The 18,489-nt window shown below is 69.5% G+C and carries 13 protein-coding genes and 2 pseudogenes; 5 read left to right on the top strand and 10 right to left on the bottom strand.

Annotated elements, in window-relative coordinates:
- Window positions 1–22 precede the first annotated feature (22 nt).
- The 6 genes and pseudogenes from QQG74_RS30685 to QQG74_RS30710 form a co-directional block, all read right to left on the bottom strand.
- On the bottom strand, window positions 23–1,681 hold the full coding sequence (locus QQG74_RS30685) for an ABC transporter permease (RefSeq protein ID WP_341718101.1): 1,659 nt from the start codon (window positions 1,679–1,681) through the stop codon (window positions 23–25).
- Window positions 1,681–2,595 (bottom strand): ABC transporter ATP-binding protein, encoded by a 915-nt coding sequence (locus QQG74_RS30690; protein ID WP_341721452.1) that lies wholly within the window; start codon window positions 2,593–2,595, stop codon window positions 1,681–1,683. The genes QQG74_RS30685 and QQG74_RS30690 overlap by 1 nt, the downstream gene beginning before the upstream one ends.
- Window positions 2,596–2,706: 111 nt before the next feature.
- On the bottom strand, window positions 2,707–3,108 hold the full coding sequence (locus tag QQG74_RS30695) for a hypothetical protein (RefSeq protein WP_341721453.1): 402 nt from the start codon (window positions 3,106–3,108) through the stop codon (window positions 2,707–2,709).
- 96 nt (window positions 3,109–3,204) lie between these two features.
- Window positions 3,205–3,387: pseudogene (locus QQG74_RS30700) on the bottom strand (helix-turn-helix domain-containing protein); the annotation flags it as partial.
- A gap of 144 nt (window positions 3,388–3,531) precedes the next feature.
- Window positions 3,532–5,066 (bottom strand): annotated as a pseudogene (locus QQG74_RS30705) (non-reducing end alpha-L-arabinofuranosidase family hydrolase).
- A 303-nt stretch (window positions 5,067–5,369) separates the two neighbouring features.
- Complete coding sequence (locus tag QQG74_RS30710) at window positions 5,370–6,566, bottom strand: MFS transporter (protein WP_341718102.1); 1,197 nt, start codon at window positions 6,564–6,566, stop codon at window positions 5,370–5,372.
- An 86-nt stretch (window positions 6,567–6,652) separates the two neighbouring features.
- On the opposite strand from QQG74_RS30710, the gene QQG74_RS30715 reads away from it, so the two are divergent.
- Window positions 6,653–7,246, top strand: a complete 594-nt coding sequence (locus QQG74_RS30715) for a TetR/AcrR family transcriptional regulator (protein WP_341718103.1) — start codon at window positions 6,653–6,655, stop codon at window positions 7,244–7,246.
- Between the two features lie 443 nt (window positions 7,247–7,689).
- A complete protein-coding gene (locus tag QQG74_RS30720) occupies window positions 7,690–9,543 on the top strand; it encodes an alpha/beta hydrolase-fold protein (protein ID WP_341718104.1) in 1,854 nt (617 codons plus the stop codon).
- Between the two features lie 60 nt (window positions 9,544–9,603).
- Here QQG74_RS30720 and QQG74_RS30725 read toward each other — a convergent pair whose 3' ends face one another.
- Both QQG74_RS30725 and QQG74_RS30730 read right to left on the bottom strand, forming a co-directional pair.
- Window positions 9,604–11,415 carry a HAMP domain-containing sensor histidine kinase gene (locus QQG74_RS30725; RefSeq protein ID WP_341718105.1) on the bottom strand — a complete coding sequence of 604 codons (1,812 nt, stop codon included), beginning with the start codon at window positions 11,413–11,415 and terminating at the stop codon, window positions 9,604–9,606.
- Window positions 11,412–12,119 carry a response regulator transcription factor gene (locus QQG74_RS30730; protein ID WP_341718106.1) on the bottom strand — a complete coding sequence of 236 codons (708 nt, stop codon included), beginning with the start codon at window positions 12,117–12,119 and terminating at the stop codon, window positions 11,412–11,414. The genes QQG74_RS30725 and QQG74_RS30730 overlap by 4 nt, the downstream gene beginning before the upstream one ends.
- Before the next feature lie 91 nt (window positions 12,120–12,210).
- Here QQG74_RS30730 and QQG74_RS30735 point away from each other — a divergent pair, with 91 nt between their 5' ends.
- The 3 genes from QQG74_RS30735 to QQG74_RS30745 are packed head-to-tail and all read left to right on the top strand — an operon-like array spanning window position 12,211 to window position 15,352.
- Window positions 12,211–13,419: an efflux RND transporter periplasmic adaptor subunit gene (locus QQG74_RS30735; protein ID WP_341718107.1), complete on the top strand. Its 1,209-nt coding sequence runs from the start codon at window positions 12,211–12,213 to the stop codon at window positions 13,417–13,419.
- 11 nt (window positions 13,420–13,430) lie between these two features.
- Window positions 13,431–14,138 (top strand): ABC transporter ATP-binding protein, encoded by a 708-nt coding sequence (locus QQG74_RS30740; RefSeq protein ID WP_341721454.1) that lies wholly within the window; start codon window positions 13,431–13,433, stop codon window positions 14,136–14,138.
- Window positions 14,135–15,352 (top strand): ABC transporter permease, encoded by a 1,218-nt coding sequence (locus QQG74_RS30745; RefSeq protein WP_341718108.1) that lies wholly within the window; start codon window positions 14,135–14,137, stop codon window positions 15,350–15,352. Before QQG74_RS30740 ends, QQG74_RS30745 begins: the two co-directional genes overlap by 4 nt.
- 112 nt (window positions 15,353–15,464) lie before the next feature.
- On the opposite strand, the gene QQG74_RS30750 is transcribed toward QQG74_RS30745, so the two are convergent.
- Entirely contained in the window at window positions 15,465–16,052 is a 588-nt protein-coding gene (locus QQG74_RS30750) for a hypothetical protein (protein WP_341718109.1), read from the bottom strand.
- Window positions 16,053–16,179: 127 nt separating this feature from the next.
- Window positions 16,180–17,982 (bottom strand): carbohydrate-binding domain-containing protein, encoded by a 1,803-nt coding sequence (locus tag QQG74_RS30755; protein WP_341718110.1) that lies wholly within the window; start codon window positions 17,980–17,982, stop codon window positions 16,180–16,182.
- Window positions 17,983–18,489: the final 507 nt, after the last annotated feature.

An 18,489-nucleotide genomic window follows, 5' to 3' on the forward strand; every position in this document is an offset into this window, starting at 1 on the left:
ATCACCGGGCAGGCCCGGTCGCTCAGGCCCCCGCCGACAGGTCCCGTCGCCGAAAGGCAACCACTGCCGCCTGGAGTAGCAGCACGGATAGCACGCTCAGCGACACGACCGCGACGACGCTGACGTCTTCCAGTGGGTACTCGCCGATGTGTTCGAACGGCGACAGCCGTAGTGCGGCGTCGGGGATGTCGAGGATCGGGGCGAAGTATCCGACGATCAGTGACCAACCGAGTACCACCCAGATCACCGGCAGTGCTCTCGGTGCCGCCGCGTAGAGCAGGGTCGTGGCGGTGAGGACGAGCCAGACCGCCGGGGTGTGCGCGAGATGACCAAGCAGCAGTTCGCCGATGAGCCCGGCGTCGCCGATGCTGATCGCTGCGCCCGTACCGAGGCCGAGTCCAGCGACCAGCAGCAGCCAGAGCACGCCGACCGCCGCCACGGCGACGTGACTCGCGAGCCAGGCCGTCCGGCTCACTGCGGTGGCGAGGACCGGCTCGGCCCGCCCATCGGCCTCCTCGGCGCGCAGCGCCTGCACGGCAAGCACTGTGTAGACGCCGACCACCAGCGCCATGGTCAGGCCCATCATGCCGAGGTAGCCGTCCAGCATGTTTTCCGAACCCCCCATGACGGCCAGCAGATCCTCGGGCGCGTCGGCGAAACCGTCGAGCAGTGGCTGGGTGAACGAGCCGTACGCCAGCCCGGCCACGAACAGTGCCGCACTCCATCCGATCAGACTGGCCCGATTCAGCCGGAATGCGAGGGCGAGCGGGCTGGCCAGCCAGACGGCGGCCCGGGGTGAGCCGGGGCGGGGTGGCACCAGACCGGCACCGAAGTCCCGACGCGCCGACAGTGCGTAGCCCACCGCACCGGCAGCCATCGCGAAGACCAGCGAGATCGCCAGAGGCCACCAGCGGTTGTGGACGTAGGGCGCGGTCTGCTGGGACCAGCCGAGCGGCGACAGCCAGGACAACCAGGACGGTCCGCGGCCCTGCACCGCCGCCATGTCACCCAGCCCACGCAGGACGAACGCGGCGCCGAGGGCGGCGCCGGCCAGGCCGGAAGCGGCCCGTGGGTACTCGGAGAGCTGAACGGTGACCGCGGCGATGCCGGCGAAGGCCAGCCCCACCGCACCGATGGACGCGCCGAACAACAGCGACCCGCCCGCATCGAACCCGCGGCTGGCCATCGTCCCGGCGATCAGTAGCGCGACAAGCATTGCCATCGTGGCGGTGAGCACAAGCGCGGCGGTGAGTTGGGCATGTCGGCCGACCACATTGGCACGGATCAGTTCGGCCCGGCCGGACCGTTCCTCGACGCGGGTGTGCCGCACCACGGTCAGCAATCCCATCAGGGCGGCGCCGATGGCCGCGTAGAGGCCGTACTGGCCGGCGAGGAAGCGCTCGATGGTCAGGTTGTCGAAGCCGAGTCCGGGCCCGCCGAACAGCGCGCCGGCCGGGCTGGCGGAGAAGGCGCTCAGCCCCTCCAGGTCCGCCGGACTCTGCACGATCGCGTCCAGGGCCGTGGCGAAGTACGTCATCAGCAGCGCCAGCCCGAGGGTCCACGCAGGGAAGCGGATCCGATCGCGACGCAGCATGAACCGCAAAAGCAGGCCAGTCCCGGTGACGGCGCTCGTCCGCGAGCGCGTTGCCGCCGCCGGGCGCGCGGCCGTCGTGGTGGCCATCACGCCACCTCTCCAGCGCCGTTGTGGGCGAACTGGTCACCGTAGTGACGCAGCAGCAACTGCTCCAGCGTCGGCGGCCGGACCGTCAGACCCTGCACATCGAGAGCGCCGAGCCGGCGCACCACAGCCGCGAGTTGGTCGCCGTCGACCTCGAAGCGGACGTGGCCGTCCTCGGACCGAAGGCCGTGCACCCCGGGCAGATTGGCAAGCGAATCGACCGGCCGGTCGGTGATCGCGTCGATCGAGGTACGGGTCAGGTGGCGCAGCTCGGCCAGCGAGCCGGTCTCCACGATCTTCCCCTGCCGGATGATCGAGATCTGGTCGGCGAGGACCTCGACCTGGGCGAGGATGTGGCTGGACAGCAGCACGGTGCGGCCGGCGTCCTTGGCCTCGCGGATGCACTCCTGGAACACCGCCTCCATCAGCGGGTCCAATCCGGCGGTGGGTTCATCGAGCAGGAGCAGCTCGACGTCGCTGGCAAGCGCCGCGATCAGGGCGACCTTCTGCCGGTTGCCCTTGGAGTAGGTGCGGCCCTTCTTGCTCGGATCGAGGTCGAAACGCTGGCACAGCTCGTCGCGACGAACCGGATCGGTGCCGCCGCGCAGCCGGGCGAACAGGTCGATCGCCTCGCCGCCGGTGAGGTTCGGCCACAGTTCGACGTCGCCCGGCACGTACGCGAGCCGACGGTGCAGGGCCACCGCGTCGGCCCACGGGTCACCGCCGAGCAGCCGAACCTGGCCGGCGTCGGCGCGCAGCAACCCGAGCAGGATCCGGATTGTGGTTGATTTGCCGGCACCGTTGGGACCGAGGAAGCCGTGCACGGTGCCCGTGCCGACCCGCAGGTCGAGTCCGTCAAGCGCCTTCACCCGACCGAAGGACTTCTCGAGCTGGTTGATGTCGATGGCAGCAGTCATGGTCACCAGGCCTCATTCGAGGAGGGCTCAGGGCAGCCTGAGCGGTGATGGGGTCGATCACGCAGGATCGAAGAAGAAGGAGGAGGGGCCACGCCCGGAAGGCGGGTGGTGCTAGCGCGCGTCGCCGGCCGGTGGCGGATCAGGGACGTACATCAGGTACTCGTCGAGCATCGACCGGTCGACGAGCAGCCCTTCGCTGAACACTTCAAGCGCCGGCAGCATCAGATCGCCCATGTAGCGACGGAACAGCGCCGGAAACTCCTCCGGCGCGGCGTCGGCCCCGTGCAGGGTGAACCACAGCAGCAAGCTGCCCGCCGACTGATAGGCCAGGTACCTCGTGCGGGCGGCCCGGTCCCGGCTGGGCCGGATCACCCCAGCCGCCTCACCCGCCGCCAGATACTCCTCGGCATCGGCGACCATGTGCTCGATCAGGGTGGCCGCCAGTTTTCCCCCGGCCTGCAGGCTGCGCAGCAGGTACTGCACCATCGGCGCGAACCGCTCGACCTCGGCCATCTGCGCCAGCAGGGTGGTGGCGGTGCCGTCGGTCAGCGCCCTCGCCTTCTCCGCGCGCACCACCGCGAGCACGTGCTCGTCACAGGCGTGCTGTAGCCCGTCCTTGGAGCCGAAGTGGTGGACGATCAGACCGGCGGTGACGCCCGCATCGGCGGCGATGGTGCGCAACCCGACCCGGAACCCGTCGCGGGCGAACCGGGCGATGGCGGCGTCACGGATCCGGCCGGCGGTGGCGAACTCGCCGTCGCGTTCCTGCGGATCCACGCCTCTCGACGCCATGACATCAGATTAAACAGACGTTCAACGACCCCGCAAGACCCCACGCATCCGTCGAACCGCGCCCCGGTCGAGCCGGCTGAGACCCGGGGCGGAGATGGCCACGGGCGGGCTCGGTCTGCGACCGAGCCCGCCCGCGTCAGTGGTTCAGCGTTGGAGGGTGAGTAGTCCGGGGCGGTAGGGCAGGAGGCCGTAGTCGCCGCCGGAGTTGGGGGAGCGGCCTTGGTAGAGCAGTTGGAGGTTGCAGGGGTCGATGGTCATGGTTTGGTCGGCGTTGGTGCGGATGAGTTCGCCGTGGCTGATGTCGTTGGTCCAGGTGGCGCCGCTGTTGGCTTTGCCGGCGAAGGGGTTGCTTTCGGTGGCGGCCTGGGGGGTCCAGGTGCCGCCGAGGCTGGTGGCGGTGAAGGAGCGGAAGTAGCGGCCTTGGGAGCCGATGGCTTCGACGATCATGAGGTAGCGGTTTTGGCCTTGGAGTTTGTAGACCTGGACTCCTTCGAACAGGTTGTTCGTGGTGTCGGTCATGATGGTGGTGTAGTTGGAGCCGAAGCTGCCGGGAAGTTGCCGATGGGCATGCTGGCGCGGTAGATGCGTCCGTTGTCGCCGGCGAAGAAGAGGTACATGTTCTGGTCGTCGCCGATGAGTGCCTGGTCGATCGGGCCGGTGCCGGAGTTGGAGATGCTGCCGGTGAACAGGGTTTGTGCTGCTGACCAGCTGTTGACGTTGGTCGGGTTGGTGGAGGTGCGGTAGGAGAAGGCGGGTCCGCCCCACTGGTAGGCCAGGACCCAGATGTTGCGGGGGGCGAAGTAGAACAGGCTGGGTGCCACGGCGGAGAACGGCATGGCGTTCTGGCTGGCCGAGCCCATCTGGTTCCAGTTGGAGAACAGGCCGAAGTTCATCGAGCCCCAGCTGGTGCCGGTGTCGTGGGTGGTGGCGTAGACCAGGTGCTGACCGTTGTACGGGGCGTGGGTGAAGTCCTTCAGTGACACCCAACCCGCCCGCGGCTGCGCCAACGCGCCGGTGGAGGACCACCGGTACGACGACGGCAGGTTGCAGTTACCCGACGGCGGCGGCGTCGTCGGCCCCGGCGTGGGGTTGGTCCCGCCGTCGACCCGGACGAGCTGCCACTGCTGGTTGGCGCCGTTCCAGTCGTCGTACTGCACGATGTTGCCACCGTCGGCGGTGGAGGCGCCCTGCACCTCAAGCACCTTGTTGCTGTTTCGGTTGATCAACCGGACGTGACCACCGTCGGAGTCGGCCAACCGGAACTGCTGGTTGGTCCCGTTGTGATCCGTCCACTGCACGATCGACGCACCGTTGGCGGTCGAGAAGTTGTAGACATCCAGCACCTTGTTCGACAGCCGCGACTTCAACCGGTAGTAACCACCACCGGAGTCCACGAACTGCCACTGCTGCTGGTTACCGTTGTTGCGCGTCCACTGCGTGATCCGCGCACCGTCGTTCGTCGCCAGGTTGTACACGTCCAGGGCCTTACCGCTGTTGCGGTTGACCAGCACGTACCAGGCGTTGGTGTCGACCGTCGCCGCCGCCGCGGGCGTCGAGACCACCGCTGTGGCGGCGGCACCGACCATCATCGCTGTCACGCCAGCGGCGATGACCCGCGGCAAGAACCCACGCCGCCGCGACGGCGGCGCGAGTGATGGGGACCTACCAAGGGCAGACATGATCCTCCTCAATTGACCAAGACCGAGCGGTACGCCCGAAGCAGGGCACACCACGACCCGACCCGTCACCAGACGCCAGCCGCTGCGTGTTAGCGCTAACATCGACAGTTACACGTCCTGGCGCACGCCTGATCCGATGTACGACGAAGCAGGCTCGCCCGGTAAGCCACTGGCATCGTCGTCCTTGACCATCGACTGTGGGCGATAACATGACGTTCGTCAAGACGTAACTTTCCGGAATCATGTGATCGTCGTACGTTGCACCTCTGGCCGGCTTGATCGCGCTAACATCGACGAACCCGGCTAGCGCTCGGAGCGTCGACACCCGCCGGCCACCACCGGCGTCGGACGGACCGCAGGGCGAATGGCGGTGCCGAGCACGCCGAGCGCCGCGAAGACCAAGAAGCCGACGACATGGCCGACCTCCTCGATCAAGGCACCGGCGATCGGTGCACCGAGGGCCTGCCCGACGGCGAGGAACAGGAATGCGGTGCCGACCCCGATGGCCGCCCGGCCGACGAACAGTTGCGTGCTCCACAACAGGGCGAGCCCGCAGAGCATGAGGTAACTGGCACCGAACATCGCGGCGGCGGTGAGGGCCAGCGGCAACACGGCCGGGGCTGCGGCCAGGAGCGCGGTCGCGGCGGCAAGGGCGAGCAGGGTCAGCTTCCAGGACCGCGCCAGACCGAGCCAGTTGATGAGGTCGGCGCTGGCCGTGCCGACGAGACCGCTGATGCCGATCACGATCCACATCGCGGCGGAGGCGGTCGGTCCGGCATCGCCGAGCACGCTGATGATCTCGCGGCCGAAGGTCCAGACCGGAGCGCTGGTCAAGCCCACCAACAGCGCGGCCGACAGCAGGCGGGCCGCGTCGGGCGGAATCGATGCCCGGCGGCGGGTGGCGTCTTCCGGTGTGGTTGGCGTCGCCGCCGCGGATTCGGTGTTCGGTACGGTCGCGGCGACCCACAGCGTGACCGCTGCGCAGATGAGGGCAAACAACGCCCAGGCCAAGCGCCAGTTCTCGGTGAACACCAGAACGATGGGGCCGGAGAGGACCACGCCGACCGCGGTTCCGGCATTGACGATCGACTGGGCGCGATCGCGCTGTGCTTCGCGGACCCAGCGGGCGACCGCGGCAGCCATCGGCGGGGAGGCCAGGCCGGTGCTCAAGCCGGCCACGAGGATCCCGGCAGCCAGGACGACGCCGTTTGGCGCAACGGCCACGGTGGCGGTACCGAGCGTGGCGACGACGCCAGCGGCCAGAGCGATCGGCCGGGCCCCGAGTCGAGCAGTCACCACCAGGCTGACCACGATGGCCAGACAGTAGCCGACGTAGCTGCCCGATCCGACGATTCCGGTGAGTGCGGGCCCCATCGCGAACTCGTCCTGAAACGCCGGAGCGAAGAGGCCGTAGGAGAAGCGAGCGAACCCGTAACAGACACCGATCAGCGCGGTCCCGGCACCGACCATGGCCCAGCGGTCTGCGGGTTGCGCGGTCACGGTTGGGCGAAACCGCCAGCTCACGGGGCATCTCACCAACCAACAGTAGAACGATCGCTCTACCCGGTCAATTGTAGGGTGGGCCCATGCCGCAACAGGGGCGATCGAGAGGCTCGGCGCGCGAACGCCTGCTGCGCGCAGCGGACGAACTGTTCTACGCGCAGGGCATCGCTTCCACCGGGGTGGATGCGGTCGTCGGGCGGGCAGAGGTGGCCCTCGCGTCGCTGTACAAGTCCTTCGGCAACAAGGACAACCTGGTCGCGGCGTACCTCGCGGAGCGTGATCGCCGGTGGCGCGAGCTCTGGGAAGCGGAGATCTCACGCGCCGACAGCGCCGAGGGCCGACTGCTCGCGGTCTTCGACGCGTTGCAGGTCTGGCGAGAAACGATCGGGATGAACCACGGCTGCGCGATGTCGGCCGCAGCGGTGCAGATCACCGATCCGGCGCACCCCGCCGTCAAGGTCATCACCGAGCAGAAGGCGTGGATGCTGCGACGGCTGGGTGAGTTGGCCGCCGACTACGGGGTGTCCGCACCAGCTCAGGTGGCCGAGCAACTGCTCATAACCTACGAAGGTGTGCTGGCCCGCGCCTCGCTCGGGGACCTGGCGGCCATCGATTCCGGTCGCCAGCTGGCTCAGGCCCGGCTCATGGTCGAGACCCTGGTCGCTCCGCGCGAGTAGCGCCGCCCGATCGGCGTCCGGCGGCGTCGACCTGGCCCCATCGACCGGGTGACCAGGAGCAACCGACAAGGCGACCGCCTGGAGCACCCTTGACATCGACTGGCGCACACAGCCACACTACCGCCGAGCTAATTCGATTTAGCTTCGTAGCAGGTCCAGAGAGTGCCGGACCGGGCCAGCGCGGGGGTGAGCAAGCCCGCGTGGCCCAGGAGGAGGCTCTGCATGCCCGACCACCACCTCGTCCCGTCCCGCAGACGTCTCGGCAGTGAGCCGGATCAGGAAATGTCGCGTCACCGCTTGGGCTTCATGAATCGGTTGCAGGTGAAGCAGGGAGGCGCCCAGCGGCCACTGTCCGAATGAGAGCACAAGATCCGAAGAGGGCCACGAGAAAAGACCAAGAAGGAGTCCTTCAGATGGAGATAGCGATCGGAAGGCGCAGGCTCATGCGTGCCGCCTCGTTGCTCGCGGTCATGTCACTCGGTGCCGGCACCATCGTTTCCGCGCCAGCCGCCGCCGCCGGCAAAACCAAGATCGTGGAAGGCGCAACCGTCACGGCGGATCGCAGTTCACCTACCGGATACACCGTCAAGTTCGTCTACCGCAATCCCAACGCCACCCAGGTTCGCCTTGCCGGCGACCTGACGCTGCTCGACGTGAACACCGGCAACACCCGGTACCAGCCGGAAGAGTGGCAGCCGGGGCGGTACCACGCCGGCGGCACCGAATTCCTCAGGGACATGACCAAGGACTCGAAGGGGTACTGGTCGGTCTCGCTTCCGCTGCACGCCGGGAGCCTCAGCTACTGGTACCGGGTCTGGGACCCGACGCAGGGCTGGGAGAACAAGCGCATCTGGGATCCCGCCTCGACGAACCCCCGGCCGCCGGGCGAGTCCTCGTTCCGGGTCCGGAACAACGACGTCCTCGACGCCGTCTACGTGCCGTACGCCGACAAGCAGAACGACCCGGTGCTCAAGGAGCGCGCGGAATACGAGCTGCCGATCAAGGACCGCACGAAGCGGGGCACCGTCACGTACATCCCCTACACCACGATCCTCGGCGACAGCGGCCATTACCTCGGCGTCTACCTGCCGGCGAACTACGATCCCCACCGCGCAGAGCCGTACAAGGTCGCGTATCTGGCGCACGGCATCTTCGGTGACGAGACCGACTTCATGGTCCCGGCGAATGTCCCGCACATCCTGGACAACATGACGGCGAAGGGCGAGATCGAGCCGACCGTCGTGGTCACCATGGGGAACCACTTCACCGGCACCAGCCTCGGCTTCGGCTCGTACAACCAGACCAACGCCGCAAACAACCTGGTCCAGACGATCCTCCCGCTCATCGAGGAGCGGTACAACGTCGCCACCACCCGGGAAGGGCGCGCCTACGCCGGCTTCTCGTACGGCGGCATGACGGGTGCCCACGTGATCCGGGGTTACCCCACCACGTTCGCGTTCTACGGGCACTTCTCCGGTAACCCGTCGCTGAGCACGCAGGACTACGACAACGTCGCGGCTGCGGTCGGGGACGACGACCTCTTCGTGTTCCTCGGCAACGGTGTCTTCGAGGGCAACCTCAACGTCCAGAACGGCATCGCGGACAACTTCCGCGCTCGCGGGTACGCCGCCGCCACGGCCCAGGTCCCCGGCGCGCACGACGGGATGACGGCGAGCCAGCTGTTCACCATCTTCGCCCGGGACCACCTGTGGACGGGTGTCGACTCCGTGTCGGTGACGCCCGCGACGGTGAACCTGACGAAGGGCTGGAACTGGACCAGGCAGTTCAGCGCCAAGGTGACCACCAACGAGGGCGTGAGCCCGGCGGTGACGTGGTCGGTCGAGGGCGCGACCTCGCACGACACCACCATCTCCGCGGACGGTCTGCTCTCGGTCGCCGCCAAGGAGAAGGCGTCGTCGCTCACCGTGGTGGCGACGTCGGTGGTCGACCCGACCAAGTCCGCCTCGGCCCGGGTCACCCTGAAGGCCCCGGGTACGGCGAAGACCGTGGTGAAGGCGAAGGCCGCTCCCGCGTCGGTCGCCCGGGGTGGCACGTTCACGCTCGACGTCGACGTGCGGGCGCAGCACCAGCACAAGAAGGCGCCAAAGGTGACCGGCGAGATCGCCGTCACCTTCGCCGGTACCACGCAGGTGGTCGCGCTGACCAACGGCAAGGCGGTCGTCAAACTGCCGACCACCGGCCTGTCCGCAGGAAACTACCGGGTCCACGTCGCCTACTCCGGTGACCCGACCTACGCTCCCGCTGCCGCGGTCCACCAGCAGCTGCGCGTTCGGTAGTCGATAGGCATGGTGGGCCGGCGACCTCCCGTCGTCGGCCCACCATCGTCTCGCCGACCGTCAGGTGGGACCCGGCCCCGCCACGGTCTCCGGTAGCCGGACGGTGAACAGGCTGCCCTGGCCGGGGGTACTCCGCACCGTCAGGGTGCCGCCGTGCGCTTCGACCAGGTGCTTGGTGATCGCCAGACCCAGACCGCTGCCGCCGGTCGCCCGGTTGCGCGACTCGTCCGCCCGCCAGAACCTGTCGAAGATCTTCGACAGGTGCTCGGGAGCGATGCCCACGCCGCTGTCCCGTACGGTGATCGTGGTGTCGTACGCGCCGACGGTGACCGACCCGCCGGGCGGGGTGTAGCGGATCGCGTTGGAGACCAGGTTGCCGACGATCTGGCGTAGCCGCACCGCGTCGACCGAGAGCACCGGATCCGCGTCGATCCGCATGGTCAGGTCGAGGTCGGCCGCCTGTGCCCGGCCCCGGTGGCTGTCCACCACCTGGCTGAGCACGTCCCGCACGTACGTCGGCTCGGGATGGATCCGCAGCGTTCCCGCGTCCGCGGCGGCCAGATCGGTCAGGTCGTCGATGATGTGCTGGAGCAGCACCGCCTCCTCGTGCAGCAGCCCGAGCAGCTGGGCGTCGGTCGGGGCGAGATCGTCCTGGGCCGCCTCCAGCCAGCTGCGGATGTTCGTCAGCGGCGTACGCAGTTCGTGCGCCACGTCGCTGACCATGGCTCGTCGCTGCGCCTCGGCCCGGTCGCGGCGGTGCACCGAATCGTTCAGAGCACGGGCCAACCGGCCGATCTCGTCCGAGCTGGACACCGGGGCGGGGCGCTGCCGGTCGACGGCGTCGGTGAGCGCCTGCAACGGCCGGACCAGCCGACGACCCACCAGCACCGTGACGATGATGGTGGCGACCAGCACCGCCCCGGTCACCGTGACGATGCGGATGGTGTTCTCGCCGGACAGGGTGAACGTGGTCTGGTCGACACCCGTGTCCGGGGCGGTGATGAACAGCAGCACGGCCGGGGCCACGTACGGCTGGAGCAGGGTCCGCCGGGACTTCTCCACGCAGCTGTTGACCCGCGCCGCACCGACCGCGTCCAGGTAGCCGCGGCTTTCCTCGGCTGGCACCGGCCGCGCGTCGCGCAGCGGAATCAGGTACGCCGTGAAGTCGGGCAGGACCTCCAGGCGCTGGGTCTTCTCGTCCAGGTCGACGCAGCGGGCCGCCAACCGGCCCAGCGACCGTAGCGCCTTGCCTTCGGATCCGGTGGCTGGCTCAGGCGTACCGATCCGGCATCTGCTGGCCACTCCGATCGGGTCCGGAGTGGCCACGATGATCTCGAATCGGCCGTCGGGCTGCTCCTCGATCTCCCCGTCGTTTCCCATCTTCCGCAGGCAGGCGAGCTGCTCGTCGGCAACCGCGCGGAGCTTGGCACGGACGGCCGGCGACACCTTGAACGGTCCGACCGCCCGGCGGTCGATGCGGTCCGTACCGCCGGTCAGGCCGAGGTCCAGGTTCAGCGGGTCCACCACTGCGGCCGGCCGGGCGGTACGCAGCGACGGGCCGGGGAACGTGTCGGCGATGACCGCCCGGTCCTCGGTCATCAGGGTGATTCGGCGGTCCAGTTCGGCGGCACGTTGTTCGATCAGCGGCTGCACCCCGGACCAGTCCGGATGGCTGGCCGCGTACCCGATCAGCAGGTCGTACACGCTGCGGTTCTCGGCGAGCGAGCGGCCCTGTTCCTGGCTGATCGCCCGGGTCGCGGTCCGGGTGGCCAGCCAGGCGGTGGCCGCGATCGCGGCGACCGCGATCAGCACCGAGGTGACCAGCAGCCGGGTCACCAGCCGGTGCCGGATCGGCACTCGACCGCCGCTCACCGTGCCGTCGCCGAACCGCCGGTCAGCTTGTAACCGACGCCGAAGACGGTGATCAACCAGGCGGGGCGCTGCGGATCGCGTTCGATCTTGCGCCGCAGGTTCATCACGTGCACATCGATTGTCCGTTCGGTCGAGCTGCGGTCGATGCCGTGGGTGTGGTGCAGCAGTTGGGCCCGGGTGAAGACCCGGTTCGGTTGCTCCGCCATGGCCGCCAGGATGGCGAACTCGCCACGGGTGCAGGCCACCCCGACGCCGTCCACGGTCACCTGGTGCGCCGCCGTGTCGATCTCGATCGGACCGATCCGCCGCAGCGCGGTCCCGGCCGGGACCGGCACGCCCCGGCTGGCACGCCGCAGCAGGGTACGCACCCGGGCCATCAACTCCCGCGGGCTGTACGGCTTGGTCAGGTAGTCGTCGGCACCGAGTTCCAACCCGATCAGCAGATCGTCCTCCGTGGTGCGGGCGGTCAACATCAGCACCAGCAGGTCCGACTCCCGGCGCAGGGTCTGGCACACCTGTAGGCCGTCAAGTACCGGCATCATCACGTCCAGCACCAGCAGGTCGGGCCGCAGCCGCCGGGCAGTGTCAAGCGCCGCCCGGCCGTCGTGCACCACCACTGCGTCGTGGCCTTCGGCGGTCAGGTACCGGCGTACCACCTCGGCCTGGCGGAGATCGTCGTCGGCGACCAGAACCTGCGCGCACATGGCGGCGATGATAGGTCCGGGCAGCCGTCGCGAGCGGTCCCGGACGCGATACCTGACAGGTTTCTAACGACCGCTGGACACGCTCGTCGGCATGCATCGGAAGCTTGACGACCCGACCGAGTTCATCCCGCGCGGGTCGGATCCGCCGGCCCGGCGGCGCGGAATGCGCTGGTTTGCCGTGGGGCTCGTGGTGGCCGGGCTGGCGGTCGGGTCCGGGTTCGCGGTGACCCGGCACCGGGCCGCCGCCGAGCCGGGGCCGGAGGAGCCGAGCACCGTCGCGACCACGCCGATCGTCCGCCGCGACCTCTCCACCACCCGGACGCTGCCCGGCACCATCGGGTTCGGCGCGGCCCGCCCGCTCGCCGGACACCTGGCGGCGACGGTCACCTGGTTGCCTGCGGCCGGTGCCACGATCAAGCGGGGTGGGCAGCTGTTCCGGGCCGATGACCGGCCGGTGGTGCTCTTCTACGGCAGCATGCCGATGTACCGGGACATCGCCGGGCACAACCTGGTCGGCCGGGACGTGCGGATCGTCGCGGAGAACCTCAGCGCGCTCGGCTACTCGATCGGGCGGCAGCCGGCAGCCGGCGAGCGGGTGACGCCGCACCCGCCGGCCGGGAACTCCACCACCGATCCCGGCGCGGCGGATGCCGGGCCGCAACCGCAGCGGGTACGCAGCGGCGAGGGCGTCCTCACCGCCGCCCTGATCGCGGCGATCAAACGGTGGCAGACCGATCTCGGGGTACCGGCGACCGGCACGATCCCGGTGGGTCACGTCGAGGTCTCCAGCGGAGCGATCCGGGTGGAGTCGATAAGCAGCCAACCCGGCGACCCGGCGAACGCACCACTGATGTCGGTGACCGCCATCCGCAAGGTGATCACGGTCGGTGCCGAGCTGGCCGACGCCGCCACGATCAAACGCGGCGACCGGGTGAAGGTGGGGCTGCCCGACGAGCGTACGGTGCCGGCCCGGGTCGTCTCCGTCGGCCGCGATCTCGTCGCGGCCGAGAACGGCATCGTCACCGGCCCACAACTGCTGACCGTGACGGTGGCGGTCGACAAGCCGAAGGCCATCGCCGACCTCGACTCCGGCGAGGTTCAGGTGGTCTTCGTCGGGCGTACCGCCGCCGACGTGCTGGCCGCGCCGGTCGAGGCGCTGGTGGCCCTGCGCGAGGGCGGCTACGCGGTGCAGACGCCAAGCGGACTGGTCGCGGTGCGCACCGGCATGTTCGCCGACGGCTGGGTCGAAATCACCGGCGCCGGGTTGACCGAGGGCACCGAGCTGGTGGTACCCGCGTGAGCAGCCGACCGGTGCTCTCGGTCCGGGACGCGTCGATGGTCTACCCGGGTGGGGTCACCGCGCTGAGCGGGGTGAGCCTGGACGTCGCCGCCGGAGAACTGGTGGCCATCGTCGGTCCATCGGGCTCGGGCAAGTCCACCCTGCTCAACATCATCGGTACCTTGGACCGCCCCACCTCGGGCACCGTCCACATCGGCGGGCAGCACGTCGCGACGCTGGGGGACCGTCAACTGTCGGCGCTGCGGGCCCGGGAGATCGGCTTCGTCTTCCAACAGTTCCACCTCGCCGACGGCCTGAGCGCGGTCGAGAACGTGGCCACCGGTCTGCTCTACGCCGGGGTGCCGCGTCGACAGCGGCGGGAACACGCGCTGCGTGCCCTGGCCCGGGTCGGCCTGGCGCACCGCATCGGGCATCACCCACGGCAACTGTCCGGTGGCGAGAAGCAGCGCGTCGCGATCGCCCGCGCCCTGGCCAACCGACCCTCGCTGGTTCTGGCCGACGAACCCACCGGCGCGCTGGACACCGCCACCGGGCAGTCCGTGCTGCGGTTGCTGCGCCGGCTCAACGAGGAGGGCACCACCATCGTGCTGATCACCCACGACCGCGACATCGCCGCATCGCTGCCTCGGCGGATCGAGATCCGCGACGGCCGGCTGGTTCGCGACGATGCCGGGTCGTCGACCTGGCCGGCGGTGCGCGCCGGGGCGGCGGACCGGTGACCGGGCAACTCGACCGGGCACCACGGCCCGCCCGGCTGGCCGTGCCGGACCTGCTCGCGCTCGGCTTGACCGGCCTGCGTACCCGTCCGCTGCGGGCGGTGCTGTCGGCGCTGGGCATCGCGATCGGCATCGCCACGATGATCGTGGTGACCGGCATCCCGGCGTCCAGCCAGGCCGCGCTGCTGGCGGAGTTGACCGCACTCGGCACGAACACCCTCCAGGCGATGGCCGCGCCGGACCGCGATCCACCGACCCGACTGCCGGCATCGGCGGTGGGAATGGTCAAGCGCATCGGCCCGGTCACCGCGGTCAGCGCGGTCGGCAACACCCACACCGTGGTACGCCGAAACGACCGCGTCGACCCCGCGAACGGCTCCGGCCTCACCGTGCTGGCCAGCCACCTGGATCTGCTGCCCACCATCAACGCACGGATCCGGGCCGGCAGTTGGCTGAACCCGGCCACGGCGAACTTCCCCACCGTCGTGCTCGGTTCCGTCGCCGCCGCCCGGCTCGGCATCGCCGACCTGCCCGCCGGCCAGCCCCCGCCGCAGGTGATCATCGCGGACCGCCGGTTCACCGTGATCGGCATCCTGGCCGAGACTCCGCTGTCGCCGGACATCGACCGCTCGGTGCTTGTCGGGTGGGAGGCGGCCCGCAGCGAGTTGCGGTTCGACGGTCACCCGACGGTGATCTACGTGCGCTGCGTGGAGTCGCAGTTGGAGGCGGTCCGGGAGGTGCTTGCGGAGACCATCGCACCGGAACGACCCGGCCAGGTGGTGGTCAGCCGCCCCTCCGACGCGCTGGCCGCCAAGCGGGCCACCGAGGGCAGCTTCGCCGTACTCTTTCTGGCCCTGGCCGGGGTCGCCCTGCTCGTCGGCGGCATCGGGGTAGCCAACACGATGGTCGTCTCGGTCCTGGAACGGCGCACGGAGATCGGCCTGCGGCGGGCGCTCGGCGCGACCCGTGGGCAGATTCGAGCTCAGTTCCTTACCGAATCGGTGCTGCTGGCGGTGCTCGGCGGACTGGTCGGCACCGCGTTGGGCCTGCTCGCCACCGTCGGGTACGCGACCTGGCAGGGTTGGCCGTTGGTGGTGCCCGGAGAATCGGCAGTTCTGGGGGTTGGCGGCGCGGTCGTGATCGGGGTGTTCGCCGGTGTCTACCCGTGCGTACGCGCGGCTCGGCTACCCCCGACGCAGGCCCTCGCGGCCGGCTGAACCTGCCCGCTCGCGGTGCTCGCCCGGGATCCGACGGCGGTGTTGGCCCGGGATCCGAACGAGTGCGGCGGCCGGATCCCCCCGGCCGCCGCACTCGCGGTACGCCCCGACGTCATTTCGACGCGGCGGCCACCTTGCGCTCGCACTCGGGTGCGAGGTCCAGGCCCAGGCTGATCGAGCGGGGATCGTTCTGGTCACCGCCGAGGGCCAGGGAGATGCCGTCCTCGCTGACCTCCACGTACCTGACGCCCTTGTCCTTGAGGCACCTCACCACGTTGAGCGCGAAGTCCCGGGCCTCCGGGTTGGCCGGATCCTTCTCCCACGGCGGCAGCGGATAGAACTGCGGTTCACAGATCCGGTTCGCCGCCTCGAACTTCTCCAACTCCTCCGGGCTGGCAACCCGGGGCCGGCCGACGGGGGCGTCCCCGCCCGCACCGGTCTTGTTCGGGAAACCCTGCTCCTCCAGGCACCTGTTGTACGGTCCGAGCAACGCCTGGAACTCCTCCGGCGTGGTGTCGAGCCGCTCGCGCGGGCGTTGTTCCTTCGGTTGCGCCGAACCGGTCCGATCCGGCTCCGGAGTGGCCAGGGTGGCCACCTGCGTCCCGCCGTCGTCGGCCTGCTTTTCGTCGCCCGTCGCCCCGCAGGCCGAGAGCGCGACCAGCATGACGGCACTCACCCAGAGCGCCCGACGTCTCCGCATGACATCGCCCCTTCCATCCGGTCGGCCGGGCCGCTCCCGGACCGCTCCGGCCGGCCTCCCGGCCGACCGGAGCCAGCTTTGCGAGCGGAAGTGAGGAACATGTCAGCTTCGCGGTGGCGCTACCTGATCAAGATGCGGTGCAGGTCAGGGTCGGGGCGCTGTTGCTGCCGTTCCAGGAGCCGAGGAAGCCGAAGGTGGTGCTGCCCCCGGCACCGAGTGAGCCGTTGAAGGAGACGTTGCTCGCCGTCACCGCCGAGCCGCTGGCGCTGATGGTCGCGTTCCAGGACTGGGTGATCGTCTGGCCGTTGGCGAAGGTCCAGGTCACCCGCCAACCACTGATCGGGGACGAGCCGGCGGTGACCCGTACCTCGCCCTGGAAGCCGCCCTGCCACTGGTTCTGGATGGAGTAGGTCGCCGTGCAGCCGCGAGCGCCGGGCGGCGGCGTCGTCGGGTTCGGCGGCGGGGTGGTCGGATTCGGCGGCGGAGTGGTCGGCGGTGGCCAGCCGGGGCCGCCGGGCGGCCAGCCGACCAGGCCACCGCGGTACTGCCCGGCGGTGACGGTCATCAGCCGGGTGGCTCCCGCGATGCTGCCGCCGGTGGTGGCCATGCCGCCGATCGTCGTGCCGGAGAGGCTGCCGCCCAGGTAGACCTCGTAGGTCTGCCCGTGCTGGATCCGGTTGGAGGAGAAGACCACCTCCCGGAAGCTCTTCGGAGCGCGGTAGGAAACCAGCACCTGCCCGCCGGAGACCAGGTGGAGCAGGGTGCCGGCGCCCTGGCTGCTGGACAGTTGGGGAGCGACCCAACCCTGGCCCGTGGTCGGCGGCAGGCTGAGCACCGCCATCGAGGTCGAACCGGCCCCGAGCATCGTGCCGCCGTTGAAGTAGACCGGGCCGTTCGAGTCGAGCGCGCCCTCGCCGGGGCTGCCGGTGCTCGGCCCGCTGACCACGACCGTGCCACCGGCGAAGGTCACCGAGCCGTTGGAGTCGATGCCGTCGATGCTGGAGTTGACGATTGTGGTTCCGCCGGTGAAGCGGACGAACGCGTTCGGTGCCACGTCGAAGTCGCCGTACCCGTCCTCGACCGCGTTTATCGCGTCGTCGCGTGCGGTGACGTTGACGCTGCCACCGCTGATGGTGATCTGCTTGCTCTCGATCGCCTCGTAGGAGTTGGTGACGGTGACGCTGCCACCGGAGATGGCGACGGTGTTCTCGCCCTTGATGGCGTCGTCGCCCGCGGTCACCCGCACGGTGCCGTTCGTGATGGCGAGCCGGCCCCGGCCCGCCTCGTCGTCGTCGGACTTGATGCCGTCGCCGCCGGCGGTGACGTCGATGTTTCCGCCGGTGATGTCGAGGAAGTCCTTGCCCCGGATGCCGTCGTCGACCGCGTTCACGGTGATCGTGCCCGACTCGATGACCAGGCCGTCCTTGCTGGTGATGCCGTCGTACGCGTTGCCCCGCACGGACAGCGCCCCGGATCCCGTGATCCGCAGGTCGGACTTGCTGAACAGGGCGGCGTTCGGCTCGTCGATGCTCGGATCCGGATAGACGTACCGGGTCGCGTCGGTGAGTCGGCTGGTGGTGCCGGCGGCGAGCGTGATCACGACCTCGTCGGCGTCGGCGACCTGGAGGGCCGCGTTGCTGGAGTTGGTGATGGCGGCGCCGTTGAGGATCAGTTCGACGGTGCCCGGGGCGGAGGTGTCGACGTTGAGGTAACCGTCGTTGAGGGTGCCGGTGATCTCGTAGGTGCCCGGGGCGGTGATGGTCACCGCCCGACCGGCGATGGAGACGTCGGCGCTGGGGCTGGTGGCACTGGCGCCGGTCAGTGTGATCGGGACGGTCGCCTGCGCGGTGGCCGGTGCCCCCAGCGGACCGGCGATCAAGGCGATCGCGAGCCCGGCGGGGAGCACGGCTCTCAGCGGGATGCGTGTCATGGGTCTGTCCTGACTCGGATGGTGGGGACGGGACGCGCGCGTGAATGCATCGACAACTATAGATGAATGTAACCGATTTCGCGGTTACCAACAGTGATCAGGTGGGCGGAACGACCCGCCTGAGGCTTACCGGCGATGACCTCGGCAGCCAGCCCGAACAGAGAAGAAACTGCGGCTAGCGCGGGGGGCTCGCCCACCCGCGCCGATGCTGCCGCACGTTCGTCACGCCGAACTACGGTCGGTGACCGAGGTGCCGTGCCCTCGCCAGCGACGTGCTGGGACGCCAGGGCTTCCGCGACGAACCACCTCGAGCCCCGGACCGAAACTCTCGGATGCTTTCCTCGGAAGTTTCCGATAGATACGCTAGCGCGGCCTTCGATCGTCGTCAATGCACCCCGGCTGAGGCCACCTCCGGGGGCGCACACCCTGCCGTGGCGGTCGCTCGGCCGAGCTGAGCTGGGACGGGCAGCCAAAACTTCCGCTTGAAAATCCGGGAATTCTCTGAAA

The organism is Micromonospora sp. FIMYZ51 (assembly GCF_038246755.1).
Classification (GTDB): Bacteria; Actinomycetota; Actinomycetes; order Mycobacteriales; family Micromonosporaceae; genus Micromonospora.

Coding starts and splice junctions, on each gene's coding strand:
- QQG74_RS30685 (WP_341718101.1), bottom strand. CDS start 1,681: ATGGCCACCACGACGGCCGCGCGCCCGGCGGCGGCAACGCGCTCGCGG.
- QQG74_RS30690 (WP_341721452.1), bottom strand. CDS start 2,595: ATGACTGCTGCCATCGACATCAACCAGCTCGAGAAGTCCTTCGGTCGG.
- QQG74_RS30695 (WP_341721453.1), bottom strand. CDS start 3,108: ATGGCCGAGGTCGAGCGGTTCGCGCCGATGGTGCAGTACCTGCTGCGC.
- QQG74_RS30715 (WP_341718103.1), top strand. CDS start 6,653: ATGCCGCAACAGGGGCGATCGAGAGGCTCGGCGCGCGAACGCCTGCTG.
- QQG74_RS30720 (WP_341718104.1), top strand. CDS start 7,690: ATGCGTGCCGCCTCGTTGCTCGCGGTCATGTCACTCGGTGCCGGCACC.
- QQG74_RS30730 (WP_341718106.1), bottom strand. CDS start 12,119: ATGTGCGCGCAGGTTCTGGTCGCCGACGACGATCTCCGCCAGGCCGAG.
- QQG74_RS30735 (WP_341718107.1), top strand. CDS start 12,211: ATGCATCGGAAGCTTGACGACCCGACCGAGTTCATCCCGCGCGGGTCG.
- QQG74_RS30750 (WP_341718109.1), bottom strand. CDS start 16,052: ATGCGGAGACGTCGGGCGCTCTGGGTGAGTGCCGTCATGCTGGTCGCG.
- QQG74_RS30755 (WP_341718110.1), bottom strand. CDS start 17,982: ATGACACGCATCCCGCTGAGAGCCGTGCTCCCCGCCGGGCTCGCGATC.